General features: G+C 64.2%; 10 protein-coding genes, 1 pseudogene and 1 riboswitch. Of the genes and pseudogenes, 5 read left to right on the top strand and 6 right to left on the bottom strand.

What is annotated here, in order from left to right:
- Positions 1 to 177 precede the first annotated feature (177 nt).
- Complete coding sequence (locus IAE39_RS26240; RefSeq protein ID WP_201207406.1) at positions 178 to 1,317, top strand: glycerate kinase; 1,140 nt, start codon at positions 178 to 180, stop codon at positions 1,315 to 1,317.
- 113 nt (positions 1,318 to 1,430) lie between these two features.
- On the opposite strand, the gene IAE39_RS26235 is transcribed toward IAE39_RS26240, so the two are convergent.
- A complete protein-coding gene (locus IAE39_RS26235) occupies positions 1,431 to 2,360 on the bottom strand; it encodes a LysR substrate-binding domain-containing protein (protein ID WP_201207405.1) in 930 nt (309 codons plus the stop codon).
- A 125-nt stretch (positions 2,361 to 2,485) separates the two neighbouring features.
- Here IAE39_RS26235 and IAE39_RS29805 point away from each other — a divergent pair.
- Together IAE39_RS29805 and IAE39_RS29800 are read left to right on the top strand one after the other, a co-directional pair.
- Positions 2,486 to 3,046: pseudogene (locus tag IAE39_RS29805) on the top strand (SDR family NAD(P)-dependent oxidoreductase); the annotation flags it as partial.
- Positions 3,047 to 3,100: 54 nt separating this feature from the next.
- On the top strand, positions 3,101 to 4,210 hold the full coding sequence (locus IAE39_RS29800; RefSeq protein WP_236548827.1) for an SMP-30/gluconolactonase/LRE family protein: 1,110 nt from the start codon (positions 3,101 to 3,103) through the stop codon (positions 4,208 to 4,210).
- Here IAE39_RS29800 and IAE39_RS26225 read toward each other — a convergent pair.
- The 5 genes from IAE39_RS26225 to IAE39_RS26205 form a co-directional block, all read right to left on the bottom strand.
- Positions 4,200 to 5,210 (bottom strand): site-specific integrase, encoded by a 1,011-nt coding sequence (locus IAE39_RS26225; RefSeq protein ID WP_201207403.1) that lies wholly within the window; start codon positions 5,208 to 5,210, stop codon positions 4,200 to 4,202. The two genes, IAE39_RS29800 and IAE39_RS26225, sit on opposite strands and share 11 nt — an antisense overlap.
- A 146-nt stretch (positions 5,211 to 5,356) precedes the next feature.
- Positions 5,357 to 6,229 (bottom strand): phosphate/phosphite/phosphonate ABC transporter substrate-binding protein, encoded by an 873-nt coding sequence (locus tag IAE39_RS26220; protein WP_201207402.1) that lies wholly within the window; start codon positions 6,227 to 6,229, stop codon positions 5,357 to 5,359.
- Positions 6,217 to 8,544, bottom strand: coding sequence for a putative bifunctional diguanylate cyclase/phosphodiesterase (locus tag IAE39_RS26215; protein ID WP_201207401.1), 2,328 nt, complete (start codon positions 8,542 to 8,544; stop codon positions 6,217 to 6,219). The genes IAE39_RS26220 and IAE39_RS26215 overlap by 13 nt, the downstream gene beginning before the upstream one ends.
- Positions 8,545 to 8,625: 81 nt before the next feature.
- Positions 8,626 to 9,612: an SCO family protein gene (locus tag IAE39_RS26210; protein WP_201207400.1), complete on the bottom strand. Its 987-nt coding sequence runs from the start codon at positions 9,610 to 9,612 to the stop codon at positions 8,626 to 8,628.
- 139 nt (positions 9,613 to 9,751) lie between these two features.
- A complete protein-coding gene (locus IAE39_RS26205; protein WP_201207399.1) occupies positions 9,752 to 13,147 on the bottom strand; it encodes an Ig-like domain-containing protein in 3,396 nt (1,131 codons plus the stop codon).
- Between the two features lie 249 nt (positions 13,148 to 13,396).
- A riboswitch (TPP riboswitch) is annotated at positions 13,397 to 13,511 on the top strand.
- A 78-nt stretch (positions 13,512 to 13,589) separates the two neighbouring features.
- Between IAE39_RS26205 and IAE39_RS26200 the strand changes: the two genes are divergently transcribed.
- Positions 13,590 to 14,237: a TenA family protein gene (locus tag IAE39_RS26200; protein WP_201207398.1), complete on the top strand. Its 648-nt coding sequence runs from the start codon at positions 13,590 to 13,592 to the stop codon at positions 14,235 to 14,237.
- Entirely contained in the window at positions 14,234 to 14,917 is a 684-nt protein-coding gene (gene tenA, locus IAE39_RS26195; RefSeq protein WP_201207397.1) for a thiaminase II, read from the top strand. The genes IAE39_RS26200 and tenA overlap by 4 nt, the downstream gene beginning before the upstream one ends.
- Positions 14,918 to 15,073: the final 156 nt, after the last annotated feature.

Genomic DNA, 15,073 nt, shown 5'->3' with positions numbered 1-15,073 from the left:
CCCCCCCCCCCCCCCCCCCCCCCCCCCCCCCCCCCCCCCCCCCCCGCTCCTTCAAATGATCCGACCCACCCGCGAAGGCATCTGCCCAAACAACCCACCCGGCGTTTTGTGCATTTGACCGAGGCCACCTTGGCAGCCACCTGTCAGCATGCGGCCATCAGGACAGGAGAATCCCCCATGAAGATCGTCATTGCCCCCGACTCGTTCAAGGACAGCCTCGACGCTGCCGGTGTCGCCCGCGCCATCGCTGCGGGCCTGGGCGAGGCGTGGCCGGGCGCGCAGCTGCTCGAGTGCCCGATGGCCGACGGCGGCGAAGGCACCATGGACGCGATCCTGGCGGCCAGCCAGGGCGAGTTGCGTCGCCAGACCGTGCGTGGGCCGCTGGGGCAAAGTGTCGAGGCTGGTTGGGGCTGGTTGCCGCAAAGCCGCACGGCAATCATCGAAATGGCCCAGGCCAGCGGCCTGCAACTGGTGCCAACCGGCCAGCGTGATGCCTGCCGCAGCAGCACCTGGGGTACCGGTGAGCTGGTTGCCGCCGCCTTGGCGGCCGGTGCGCAGCGCGTGGTGCTGGCCATTGGCGGCAGCGCCACCAACGACGCCGGCAGCGGCATGTTGCGCGCCCTGGGCCTGCGCCTGCTGGATGCCGAAGGGCATGCGCTGGAAGAGGGCGGCCTGGCCCTGGCCAGGCTGGCCCGCATCGACGCCAGCAACCTCGACCCCCGCCTGGCCGAGGTGCAATTCGAAGTTGCTGCAGACGTCGACAACCCGCTGTGCGGGGCCAACGGTGCTTCAGCGATCTTCGGCCCGCAGAAAGGCGCCAACCCGCAGCAGGTGCTGGCACTGGACCAGGCGCTGGGGCACTTCGCCGACCACTGCGCGCAACTGCTGGGTGAGGATGTACGTGACTACCCGGGTTGTGGTGCTGCCGGTGGCATGGGCTTCGCCGCCCGGGCGTTCATGGGCGCGCAGTTCCGCCCGGGGGTAGAAGTGGTGGCCGAACTGGCCGGGCTCGACGCCCTGGTGCAAGGCGCGGATCTGGTGGTGACCGGTGAGGGCCGCTTCGATGCGCAGACACTGCGCGGCAAGACGCCAATGGGCGTGGCCCGGGTTGCCAAGCGCCATGGCGTACCGGTGGTAGTGCTGGCCGGAACCTTGGGTGAGGGTTACCAGCAGTTGTATGCCCAGGGTGTCGATGCAGCCTTTGCCCTGGCCAGTGGCCCGATGAGCCTGGAGCAGGCGTGTGCCAATGCCGCCGAACTGCTGCAGGCGCGGGCCTGCGACATTGGCCGCTTGTGGCGCTGTGCGAAAAAGTTCTGATCAAAATCCAGAGGCATGTGCTGAACCCTGTGGGAGCGGGTTGACCCGCGAATGCGATGCTGGTTTTACCGCCGCATTCGCGGGTGAACCCGCTCCCACAGGTCCCCGCTAAATCAATGAGTTATGTGATGTTCCAGGCAACCTTGTCGGGCTGAATCGAACATGGCAATGAAGTTGGCCAGCGCCGGCGAGGTATTCTGGGCGCTCCACTTCATGTACAACCCAAGCCCCGCCGCCGGTTGCTCATCGATGGGCTGGATCGGGCAAAACTTCACGCGCTCGGGGGGCGTGGAGCGGGCAAACGATTCAGGTACCAGGGCCACGCCAAAACCACAGGCCACCAGGCCAAGCAGGGTATGAATCTGCGCTGCCTCCTGCACCACCTTGGGGTAGAACCCCGCCGCTTCGCACAGCGCAATCAGCTGCGCGTGGTAACCACCGCCCAACGCTTGCGGGGTAAACACGAAATCTTCATCGGCAAACGCGTGCAGGTCCACCGCGCCTGACTGCGCTTTCGGGTGGTTGGCGGGCAAGGCCATGACGATCTGCTCGTCGAGCAGCAGGCGTGCTTCCAGGGTACCGGCAGGCAGTGGCAACCGGCGCATGAAGCCAATGTCTGCCTCACCGGCCAGCAACGCCTTGGCCTGGGAGGCCGACGGCATTTCGCGGATGGTCAACTGCACATTCGGGTAGGCCTCGCGAAAGCGCCGCAAGCTGTTCAGCAGCGAGTCGTAATAGGCGATAGAGATCGCGGTGATGGTGAGCTTGCCGCTGACGCCGGCAGACACATGGCGGGCGTACTCGATACCCTGTTCCAGCTCGGCCAGCGTGCGATATGCCGTGTCGAGAAAGGCCGCGCCAGCGGCGGTCAGGCGCACCCCGCGCTTGTTGCGCAGCAGCAGGCTGAACCCGAGCTTTTCCTCAAGCCGGTTGATCGCCTGGCTCAGCGGTGGTTGGGCCATGTGCAGGCGCTCGGCAGCCTTGTGAAAGTGCAATTCTTCAGCCACGGCGATGAACTGCCTGAGCAAACGTGTCTCGATCATCCAGCTTCCCTTGAGCACGGTGCCCGGCGGTGATATCCATGAGATATCAAAGTTGCATGCTTTTAATATTAAGTCATTGATTTTTTTGTTGATATCGTAAAAAGGAGAATTGAAGGTAGCCAGAAATGCCCGTTACAGACCCTTTCCACAACAAAGTTGCGGTCATCACCGGTGCCGCACAGGGCCTGGGCCTGGCCTATGCCATGGCATTGGCCGAACGCGGTGCGCGGGTGGTCATCAGCGACCTGGGCACCGACCGTTCAGGGCAGGGGCAGGACGCTTCGGCACTGGAACATGCACTGGCGGCCATGCGCGCCAAGGGTTTTGCAGTGGTCGGTCACACCGGCCGGCTGGAAGACGAGGGTGCCTGCAAGCAACTGATCGAGTTGGCCATCGCGCATTTCGGTGCACTGGATATCCTTATCCACAACGCCGGCTGGGTCGATTACCAGCGTATCGAGGCCCAGGAAGACGCCTTTCTGCAGCGCGCCCTCGGTATCAATGTGCAGGCCCCCGTGTGGCTGGCCAAGCATGCCTGGCCACACCTCAAGCGCTCCGCGGCACCACGCGTGGTGCTGACCACCTCGGACCGCGCCATGTACCAGCGCTATGCGCAACCTGGGCTGGTGGCCTATGCCGCCGGCAAGATGGCCCAGGTCGGCATCATGAATGCCTTGAGCATGGAGGGCCAGGAATACGGCATTCTGGTCAATGCCATTTCACCGGTCGCCAAAACCCGCATGTGGGGCATTACCCAGCCGCCCGAAGAGCTGAAACCCGAATGGGTGACACCGGGTGTTTTGTACCTGGCCAGCGCGCTGTGCCATGACACCGGCTACATCCTGCGCGCCAGCAATGGCCAGTTCACCGCTACCCGCTTCAATGAGAACAGCGGCGTCAGCTACCCCCGCGACCTTGGCCGCGTGCAGGCCGGCGACCTGGCGCAGGTGGCCGAACGCTGGAACCGCATCAAGGAATGCAACTACGTACCGGTCAAGGTCGCCAACACCCGCGCCGACCTTGGCGAAAGCCTGGTCTGGGATGAGCGCAGCAGTGCGCTGTACTTTATCGATATTTCCGGTGGGCGAATCAATTACCTGATGCCCGATGGCGAAGTCCAGACCCTTTACGAGTCTGCCGCACGTATTGGTGCCCTGGCACTGACCGACCGCGGCAACCTGGTCTTTACCGAGGACGCCAGCGTGGCGATCTTCGATGTGCCAACGCGCAAGGTACGCCAGCATTCGGCGTCGGTTCATCCGCGCCCGTCCTACCGCTTCAACGACGGCGGCTGCGACCCGCAAGGCCGCTTCGTTACCGGTTTGATGGACGATGCCCTCAGTGGCAACACCGGGGCGCTGTTCCGTTATGACCGGCAATTGAATGACCAGGTGATCCACGACGACATCGCCTTGCCTACCGGCATTGCCTGGTCTGCGGACGGGCAGACGGTGTACTTCGTCGATTCGGCGGCACGCGCGATCTACCGTGCGGCGTACCTTGCCGAAGGGCGCCTGGGCGACGTTACCCTGTTTGCCGAAACCCCGGCCGAACTGGGGCGGCCGGATGGCCTGGCACTGGACCGCGAAGGCGGGTTGTGGGTGTGCCAGTACCATGGCAGTTGCCTGCTGCGCTACGACCGCCATGGCCACTTGACCGACCAGGTATTGATGCCGGTACCGTGCCCTACCAGTTGCTGTTTTGGCGGGCCGGGGCTGAACACCTTGTACATCAGTACGGCGCGCTTTGACATGAGCGCCGAGGACCTGCACCATTACCCCGATGCAGGCGACCTGTACGCCATCCGCCCGGAAACCGGCGGCGTCGCCCGGCACAGCTTCAGGGAATAAGCGCTTGCACCTGGCTGGCCGGCAACGCGGCCAGCTCGCCAAAGCGCTGCGCCGCGTCGATATAGCGCAGCGCCGACTTGGCGTCTTTCCAGCCCACGTAGCTCATCAGCGATTTCAATTCCCAACCGTTGGCGGTAGCCCAGGTGGCAAAACCGCGCCGTAACGAGTGGCCGGTATACAGCGCCGCGGGTACCCCGGCACGTTCCAGCATGCGCCGCAGCAGGCCGACCAGGCTGTTGCTGTTGAGCGCGCTGTCGCCAAGGTTGCCCCAGCGGTCGAGCTTGCGGAACACCGGCCCGTGGGCAATGCCGGCAACCTCCAGCCATTGCAGGTAGGCCGTGACCGGGCACAAGGCCTTGAGGGCAGGGGTGCGGTGCTGCACACCCAGTGCTTCGCGGTCACCCTTGCTGCGCGGCAGAAACAGGGTAATACCGACACCGGCCTCGGCCTGGATGTGCTCGACGCGCAAGCGCGCCAGCTCATCACCGCGAAAACCACGCCAGAAACCCAGTAGCAGCAACGCACTGTCGCGCCGGGCCCGGCGCAGGTCAGCCAGGTTGTGCTGTTCGCGGGCCACCCGGGCCTCTTCTTCAAAACAGGCTACGGCGGTTTGCAGGTGCTGCAGCAACAGTGGCGCGGCCTGCTTCGGCGGCGTCGGGTGCAGGGTGCGAATGCCCCGTAGCACCTGGCGCACCAAGGGCGCCTTGGTCGGGTCGGGGAAACCCTGTGCCACGTGCCATTGGCTGAGCGCGGCCAGGCGTTGGCGCAGGGTACTGACCGCGTGCTGGTCGGCGTGGTCGGCCAGGTAGCGGGCGATGCTCTCGGCAGTGGCCGGCAGGAAGCCGCCCCAGTGGCTTTCGAAGTGTTCGATGGCGGCCTGGTAGCTGCGCCGGGTGTTGTCGCGGGTGGCGGCGCGCAGGTAGCGTTCGATGTCGGTCATGGTGCGGGTGGTGTTGGTGGGGAATGGGTACACGATAGCGCGTATCAGCAGGCAATGCATGCCAGCGCGGCCCCTGTAGGAGCGGCCTTGCGTCGCGATCGGGGTGCGAAGCGCCCCCACGATCTGCGCCTCGGCACAAATAGCTGGGGCCGCGTTGCGGCCCATCGCGACGCAAGGCCGCTCCTACAGGGACCGCGCATGCTGGATCAGCGCGGTACGGCTGCATCCATCATCTGCTGCAGCGGGGCATACTCGGCCTGGCTGACCGGCACCAGCCCGCTGGCATCCTGTGAGGCAACGAACGCCGCCAGCGCCTGCGGGTCTTCGAGCATGGCCTTGCGGATACGCGTTTTCAGCGCCGGGCACAGGCTGGCACTGAACACATACGGGTCATAGTAGATCGGTTGTGAGCGCCACTGCGCCTTGAGCTGTGTGGCGGCGATGGCATGCTGGGCCAGGTAGGCATCGGTGCGCTCGCTGGCGACAAATGCCGCATCGACCCGGCCCTCCAGCAAGGCTTCCAGGGCCTTGTCGTGGTTACCGGCATACACCAGTGCGCCAAAGAACTGCGTCAGCGGCATACCCACGTGGGCGGCAAATTCTACGCTGGGCACCAGGCTGCCCGAGGTGCTTGCCGGGTCGGTCAGGGCCACGCGCTTGCCGCGCAGGGCCTCGATGCTGTTCACCGCGTCGCCGCGGGTCAGCAACAGTGCCTGATAGTGGTTGCCCGCTGGCGTGTAAGGGCCGGCGCTCAAGGTAAAGGTGGCAAACGGCTCGATATGCGGGTCGCGACGATGGGCCAGCACGTACGACGCAGGGCCAAGCCGGGCAATGTCCGCACCGCCCGACACGATGGCATCGACCACGCTTTCGTAGGAGGCAGCGATCACCAGTTCCACCGGCACTCCGGCCGCCGTGCTCAAACGCTGCAGCAGCGGCTGGTGCTCACGGGCCATGGCCTCGGCGCTTTTGATCGGTATCACCGCCAGGCGCAGGCTGTGGGGCCTGCAATCGGCAGCGGCGACCTTGGCCGACAAACCGGCCGCCAGCAGCCACGCCAGTGCGCTCAGTACACGCATGCCTTTTCCTCGCTGCCGTTGAAGGGCGGGTAGTCGAGCAGTTGCGCCGGCGACAGTGGCCGGCTGAAGTGGTAACCCTGGGCGATATCGCAACCGGCCAGCTTCAGGCACACCACCTGTTCACGGGTTTCCACACCTTCGGCAACCACTTCCAGCCCCAGGCGCTTGGCCAGAATGATGGTGGACGTCACGATCGGGCTGTCGTCAGGGCTGTTGGACAGCGGCGCAATCAGCGAGCGGTCGATCTTCAGCTTGCTCAATGGCAACGCGTGCAAATGGGCGAAGCCGGCGTAGCCGCGGCCGAAGTCGTCCAGGCTGATGCCCAGGCCTGCGCCACGCAACGTATGCAGGTGGGTCACCGCTGTGCTTTCGGGGTCGAGAATGGTGGTTTCGGTGATTTCCAGTTCCAGCCGCGAGGGCGCAATGCCATGGTGCTGCAATTTGCCCAGCAACCGCTTGGCAAAGTCGGGTTGACGCAGCTGCAGGGCCGATACATTCACCGCCAGCCGCGTTTCACGGCCCTGGGCATCCCAACTGGACAAGGCCTCACAGGCCAGGCGCAGCACCTCCCAGCCCAGGTCGACAATAAAGCCGCTGCGCTCGGCGAGGTCGATGAAACGGTCCGGGTAGAGCAGGCCGAACTCGGGGTGGTCCCAGCGCACCAGCGCTTCGTAGCCCAGCACCTGCTGGGTATCCAGGCGAATCTGCGGCTGGTAGTGCAGCACGAACTGGCGCTCGGCCAAGGCGCTGCCAAACGCCTGCTCCAGGGTAAAGGCCTGGATGTCGGCCAGGTTCAGCGAGGGGTCGAAAAAGCGATACTGCGCACGCCCGGCCTGCTTGGCCGAATACATCGCGGCGTCGGCAGTGCGGATCAGGCTGTCGATATCCTGGCCGTCGCGCGGGCAGATGCTCACGCCAACGCTGGGGCTGGTATTGACCTCCTGGCCGTCGAGGGCGTAGGTGGCCGACAGCTTTTGCACCAGTTCGCGAACCCAGGCATTGATCTGTTCTTCACTGCGCTCGCCGGCCAGCAACACCACGAACTCGTCGCCGCCAAAGCGCGAAGCTTCGTCACCGGGCTCCAGCAAGCGTTGTATGCGACCCGCCACGGCTTGCAGCAGCAGGTCGCCGATCTTGTGCCCGAGCGAGTCGTTGATCGACTTGAAGCGGTCCATGTCGATGAACAGGATCGCCATCAACCGGCGCTTGCCCCGTTGCCGGGTCAATGCCTGGTCGGCGACTTCGACGAACTGGCGGCGGTTGTGCAGGCCGCTGAGGTGGTCGGTGGCGGCAGCGTGGCTGCTGCGCCGGTGTTCGTCCTCCAGGCGGCCGATCAGTTGCTGGTTGACCTGCTGGGCTTGCTCCAGGGCGTTGAAGGCTTCCTGGCGCTTGCGCAACAGGCGCAAGGTCCACATCAGGCTGGCGAGGATCATCAGGGTCATGCTCAGGTTCAGCCAGAACTGCCGGGAAAAGGCCAGTGTCGAGGGGGCGAGGATCTCGTCCTGGCGCTGGCTGACCACCACGCTGAAACCGCGCTCGGGCACCCGCCGGTACAGGCTCTGGTAGGCCTCGCCAGCGGCATACTGGGTGAGCAGGCCGGCTTCGCTGCCACGCCTTGGCAGTTCGGGCTGCAACGTATCGCCGGCCACCACCACGCCGCTGGTGTCGATGCGCAGCCGCTCCAGGCCATCATCCTGCAGCAGGCGTACCAAGCCGCTGCTGCCCAGGTCGATATGCTGGAACAACACTGCCAGGTAGCCGATGTCCAGCTGTACCACCAGGATGTTGTCGATCTCCCGGCCGGTCGGGTCGGTCAGCGGCAGCAGGAACGGCAGGCGCCAGGTGGGCACCGCGGCGGGTTGTTCGGGGGGCTGGATGCTGGGCAGGAAGGCTTTGAATCCGTAGTGGCCAACGTGCTGCTGCAGCTGGCGCAGCCAGTCGCCAGGCAACGCCGGGGCCTCGTCGGCATGGCTGGCCGACAGCAGCCGGCCTTGCCGGTCATACAGGCTCATGCGTTTGAACACCGGGTCTTCGGCCAGGATGCGCGCCAGGCTGAAGTTGCCCTGGCGCAGCACTTTCATGTCGTCCTGGGTCACCCGGCCGACCGCCTGGGCGCGGTCGACCAGTTGGCGCAGGCTTTCGCCGACGATGCTGGCCAGGTTCAGGTGTTCGGTGGCCTTGGCCGACAGTGCGTCCTGCCGGGCGGCGGCTTTCTGGGTCACGTGCAGCCCCCAGAGAAAGGCCAGGGTGGCAGCACACAGCATCAGGATCAGCAGCCGCAGAAGGCTGGCGGAGGAAAGCGAACGGCGAATCACTGCTGATAGTTCCCGACCCTGGGTGATGCTGAAAAAATACGACAGTCAGATGACAGGCTGATGACTAGTGGCGATGTGCCTTTAAGGCTTCCCCCTATCTGCCACCGGCGTTTGCAAGCGCGTGGTTTCTTCCTCGATGTAGCTCATCAACGCGCTGACTTCAGCGTCGCCCAAGCGCATGTTGGGCATGGCCAGGCGGTTGTACTGCTCATACAGCAGCATGGCCAACGGGTCTTTCTCGGCCAGCATCTGGTCGGGCTCCTTCAGCCAGCGGGTCAGCCAGTTGGCGTCACGCTGGCGGGTGACCCCCAGCAAGTCCGGGCCGATGCCTGGCTGGCCCGGTTCGGTGTTGCCCAAGGTGTGGCAGGACGAACAGCGGGTCCGGAAGATCTGCTCGCCACTGCTGGGCGAGCGCACCTCGGGGGCCTGGGCATAGTCATTGTTCATGGCGCTGGCCTGCTTCCAGTTGTGCAGGCTGTTGCCCAGCCGGTCGGCGAGGATGTAGGGGCTTTCGAATGGCGAGGCCTTCATCCACCGGCCAGTGGCCTGGTTGCCGATGATCAGGCTCAGGTTGTGGTCCTTGGAGCGGCCGTTTTCCAGGCCGTCGATCCACAGCCCCAGGCTACGGCGCAGTTGCTCGATGTCGTCGGGCTCGCCGGTCAGCAGCGTCCAGCCGGGGCCGATGGCGAACTTTTCAGCGTAGCGCTTGAGGGTGGCGGGGGTGTCGTTGTAGGGGTCGATGCTGATGGAGTAGAGGAAGATGTCCTTGCCGACCCGGTCGCCGAGGATTTTCTGCACCTGGCGCAGGCGGGCAGTTTCCACCGGGCAGGAGTCGGAGCAGCCGGTGAAGATGAAGTTGATGGCGACCACCTTGTCCTTGATCAGGTCGTTGAAGAAGTGCACTTTCTCGCCGTCCTGGGTGAGCAGGGGGATGTTCGGGAAGTAATTGGCACCCCAGGGGGTGGCGGCTTCTGCGGCTACCGGTTGGGGTTGCGGTTGTAGCGGCCAGAACGGGACGCTGGCTGCGAACAGTGCGATGACTAGCAGAAAACGCCATGAGCCGGGCATGATGGGGGCCTCGTTGATTATGGCCACGCGGTGCATGGCACCGGCTTTGCCGGTGTTCGCGGGTGAACCCGCTCCTACACAAAACCCCGTAGGAGCGGGTTCACCCGCGAAGGGCCGCAGAGCGGCCCCCGCTTTCCAGTTACTTGATGCTGATCGGCACGGTCACGCTCTGCCCCAGTGTCGATTTCACCGTCACCGTCGCCGGTGTGGCCGGGCCGCTACCGGTGGTAGTCACCGACACCCGCCAGCGGGCACCGCTGGTGGCGGCGGTCAGCGTGGCATTGCCCAGGCTCAGCGGGCCGCTGGTGGTTGCCGCAGTCACGCTGATGCTGTTGCCGGTGGCCACCGAGGTGGTACCGGACAGGTCCCAGGTATAACGGTTGCCACTGCGCACCTGCACCACGGCACTGGTGACCTGGATCTGGTCGACCGGTGCTGCCGGGTTTACCACGATGCTGACCGTGGCCGGGTTCACCGACTCGGCGCCTTTGGCATCACGCGCCGTGTAGGTGAAACTGGCGGTAAACGGCGTGTCGACCGTGGCCGGCGGGGTGTAGGTGACCGTGGTGCCGTCGGTACTGACCACGCCCTTGCCGGAGTCCGGCTGGTTCAGGCCAGTGACGGTGAGCGGTACGTTGCCATCCGGGTCGTTGTCGTTGGCCAGCACGTTCAGGGTGATCGCCTTGCCAGCGGTGGTTGCCGCACTGTCATTGGCCGCGACCGGTGGCTTGTTGGCCGGGTCATCGTCATCGTTGTGGCCTTTGGTGCGGAAGGTCGGCAGACCCACCGACGCCATGTACTCCACGCCATCCCAACCCGGCAGTGGGGTTGGCATCACCTGGAACTGGCCCGGGTGTTCAATGTCCCAGCGCAGCAGCATCGACGAGTCCTCGTGCTGGGTGTTGTGGCAATGCTCCATGTAAGTACCGGCGAATTCACGGAAGCGGATGGCCATTTCCACTTCTTCTGACGAGTCGGCGTCCGGCCCGATGCGATACACGTCCTTGCGCGCCCATTTTTCCCACTCTGGCGGCGCCTTGCCGTCGCGGCTGAGAATCACGCCTTCCTCGAAGTGCACATGCACCGGGTGGCTCCAGCCGTTGCCGCCGTTCTTGATCTTCCACACTTCCATGGTGCCGTCGCCGCTAAAGCCGCCGTCGGTGGACTGGTTCGCCAGTTGCGGCGCCGCGCTGATGCGCCGTGGGTCCATGCTGTAGCCAAAGCCGCCGTCGGTCTTGATGGTCCACGGAGTCGTGTCGGTACCGTCCGAGCGGCCAAAGATGAACTCGCGGTGGCGGGCATCCTTGATCTTGGCCAGGTCGGTGGCCGAGTTGCGGTCAATCGGCAGCGGAATCATCTTCAGGCCTTCGGCCTTGCCTGGTTTGGCAGGCTCGTAAGCGACCGGGTCCATGCTCACGTCCTGGCCGGTGTAGGGCTGCACGATCAACTGCAGGAACTTGCCGACTACCGGGTCGCCTTTATCCCACTGCGGGCCCTTGCTGGTCTGCTTGATCACGGCCTTGTATTTTTCCGACAACACGTCTGCCAGCGAAATAGCCTCTTTCGGCCCTTTACCGGTGTCGTGCTCCATCAGGTTGACGAAGTACAGCTTGTCGCCAACCTTGATGCCGTTCTTGGCGAAGTTGATGATGATGTCGTAGCGCTCGGCAATGCCTTGCAGCGGCAGGATGCCGTTGTTGTCCTGCAGGTTGCCGTCGCCATTGAGGTCCAGGGTGCCGTCGAACGGTACGGCATGTTCCATGATGTTGCCGTCGTTGGCGATCATGTGGAACGGCACCCGCGCATACGACACGTTGGAACCGGACGGGCCCTTGAACTCACCGCCGGTGCCGGCAATTTCACGCACCACGGCAAACTTGAAGTAGCGCGACACCGAGCCATTGAGAATGCGGAAACGGTAGCTGCGCGCCCGTACCTTGAGCTTGGGCTGGTACTGCCAGTTGACCAGGATCTGGTCACCGAGGAAGCCGTCGGTGTTGAACGGGTTGAACCACAACTGGCCGTTGGCATCCCAGGCCTTGTCGGCGATCACCAGGTTGACGTCGTAGTCCCGGTTGCCCCATGGCATGCCAGAGCCGCTGGGGAAGCGCAGGTTGACGCCGTCCTGCAGCGCCTCGTTGCCGCGGTCCAGGGCGCTGTAGTAGTTCATCATCACGGCATTGCCCTTGTAGACGTTCTGCGCCGTGAAATCCATCATGTGGTCGTGGAACCAGTGGGTGCTCATGGTTTCACGCCAGTCGCCGCGAATCTTGATGCTGCCGTTCTGGCAGGTCTTCAAGCCCGGCGTACCGTCGTTGACGAACAGGGTTTCGCCCGGTGAGCAAGGGAAGGCCGCACGCGGGTCCTGGGCGCGGGTGTTGATGGTGTCGTAGCCGGCCAATTGTACTGGCCAGCGGTAGTCGTAGTACTGGCCGGGGAAGAAGTAGGCGTTGGCAAAACCGTCGCTCTCGGCTGGCGAGTGGCCGTTGTGTTCGTGGGTGGAGATGGTGTGCAGGCCAAAACCGCCGTTGGCCGACGGGTCGATCGGCAGGGCGTTGTAATGGCGCATCAGGATCGGCTGACCATAGCGCACCATCAGCAGCTTGACCGGGAAGGTGCCGTCGAAGGTCCACAGTGACTTGTGGTTCTGCAGCGGCATGTTCGGGTGGAAGCGGGTGTCGATGCCCTTGGTGGTGCCCAGCGTGGTCGGAATATCCGAGGTCTGGTAATACAGGCCGCCCGGGGCAAACTCGCCGACTGCATAGTTGTGCAGCTGCTTGCGGTCACGCAGGCCAAGGTTGATTCGCGCGCCAGCCTGGGCCGTCTTGAATGCTGCCTGCGGGTAGAACTCGTTCCAGCGCTGGTGCGACCAGCCCTTTCCTGGTGGCCGGCCTTCTGCCGGCGAACCCACGGGTTGCCGGTTGAGGAACATCTCGATCTGCGCCTTCCAAGGGTTGCGGTCAAGTACGTTGGCGAACTGGGTCGGGAACGGGTACAACCCAGGTTGTTTGAGGAAGGCCTCCAGGGCAGTGCCACTCGGGCCGCTGCGGGCAACCACGTTAGGGTCTTGCGCAGGTGCCGCACCCAGGGTTGGCACCGGGAAGGTCAGTTCGGGTGCAGGTACGGTAGGGTCGAGTTTCTCCGGCCCGAATTCTTCGAACAACAGCAACTGCTGGGTAAATGGCTGGGCGCCGAACAACGGGCTGGGCTTGCCATTTGTGGGGTACTTGTCGGAGGTTTGCAACGCCGGTGGCAGTACGTTTTCGATACGTACGGTGCCACGATCACCAAAAGCCCCATCGGTAAGTTCCAGAGCACCTTCGTTGGCCTCCTTCAGCGTGTTGAGGTTGAGCAAGGCCTGGGTCGGGTCGGCCGGTTGGTCGGTGTAGGCGGAGGGATCGGTCGGGGGCGGCTGGCTATTGTCGTCAAGGGGCGAACCGTTGGCCGTGATCAGCCCAAGGCTGAGCATCAGCACAGTAACGGCTGACAACTGGAAGGTGTGCCTCGCAGGGTGAATCACGGCAGGTGTTTTCATTGCCTTATGCCTCGCTCGCGGCTAAATGGCTTTCGGCCATCAATGGCGTTTTGCCCGGTAAAAGGCCCGGAGCAACGGCTGTGCCAACAAATATTTCAGTAATGCTTTGTCATACAAAACCTTGCGGCGCCTGGGGTGCGCTAAATAATCGCGCGTCAAAGATGGGGATAAGTCCCCAGTAGCGGGGCACCCAATGCCCACGGTTTGGGTGTTTGGGTAGTGACAGCCGGTTCGCCCTGGGGTATACCTGAGGCCACCAAGGGGAGCCTGGCAACGGGCTGAGAAACCGCTGGATGCAATAGCGCGGTGACCCTTCGAACCTGATCCGGATCATGCCGGCGAAGGGATGGGACTGGTTACCTGCCTTTTTGCCGGCCTCACTGCGAGGCCCGTTCATGCCATTTGCCAAGGACTCGCTGTCACCCTTATCAAGGACAGCAATATGACCGAACGTTTCAGCCAGTCCCTGCGCCAGCAGAGCGAGCCGACCTGGTCGGCGGCCGTTGGCCACCGTTTCGTGACCCAATTGTGCGACGGCAGCCTGCCGGACCCGATCATGGTCGACTACCTGGTGCAGGACCACCGCTTCCTCGACAGCTTCCTGACCTTGCTCGGCGCGGCCATCGCCACGGCCGACACCTTCGAGGCGCGACTGCGCTTTGGCCGTTTTGCCGGGATGATTTCCAGCGACGAAAACACCTATTTCCTGCGTGCCTTCGAGGCCCTGGATGTAAGCCCGGCGCAACGCACCGAGCCCGCCGATACCGCGCCCACCGCAGGCTTCAAGGCCATCATGCGCGAAGCGGCCGCGACCCGTTCCTATGCAGCAGCACTGGCGGTACTCAATGTGGCCGAAGGGCTGTACCTGGATTGGGCGCTGAAGGCGCCAAAGCCGATGCCAGAAAACTTCGTACACGCCGAGTGGATCACCCTGCACGACAACCCGGCCTTCCAGGCCTTCGTCGCCTTCCTGCAAGCCGAGCTGGACCGCGTCGGGCCGCAGGAGGCCGCACTGGCGGCTGACTTTTACCAGCGCACCGTGGCGCTGGAGCTGGCCTTCTTCGATGCTGTCTACCCGGAGGGGCAATGAGCATGGATATCTTCGCGCGCCTCAAAGCTGCGGCCTCTGCGCAGTGGAACAGCTATGTAGACCATGACTTCGTGCGGCAGATGGGCGAGGGCACACTGAGGGAGGACGCGTTCCGGACCTACCTGGTGCAGGACTACCTGTTCCTTATCCAGTTCGCACGGGCCTGGGCGCTGGCCGCCTACAAGAGCCGCCGCCCGGCCGACATCCGCGCCGCGCAGGCCACGCTGTCGGCGATCCTCGATGAAACCGAGCTGCACTTGCGCCTGTGCGCGCGCTGGGGGCTAAGCCAGGCCGATATCGAGGCGGCACCGGAGCATCAGGCGACCGTGGCTTATACCCGCTACGTGCTGGACTGCGGCGCCGCCGGCGACCTGCTGGAGCTGCAGGTGGCGTTGGCACCCTGCGTGATTGGTTATGCAGAGATCGGCCGGACCCTGGCCGAACAGATTGGCGACTTGAGCAACCACCCGTACCGCGAGTGGATTGGCGAGTATGCCAGCGAAGGCTATCAGGGCGTGGCGGCAGCGGCGCGCAAACACCTGGATGAACTGGCGGCGCGCAGCATGACCGAGCAGCGCTTCACCGAACTGGTGGGCATTTTTGGCCAGGCCTCCAGCCTGGAGGCTGATTTCTGGCAGATGGGGTTGGATGGCACCGGCTTCGCCGGTATTCGCGGCTGAAGCCGCTCCCACAGGTATGACGTGAGGCAAGGGCATGCGCAGTATCTGTGGGAGCGGGTTCACCCGCGAAAGGGCCGGACTTGCCGACCAGTTTCCCCTGGCCAATCACCGTTGCTGCCACCACCGTATTCGCGGGTAAACCCGCTCCTACATTGG

The organism is Pseudomonas sp. S37, from assembly GCF_016658545.1.
Taxonomy (GTDB): Bacteria; Pseudomonadota; Gammaproteobacteria; order Pseudomonadales; family Pseudomonadaceae; genus Aquipseudomonas.
The sequence above is the reverse complement of the archived record's forward strand: the minus strand, read 5'-3'. Positions and strand labels throughout refer to the sequence as shown.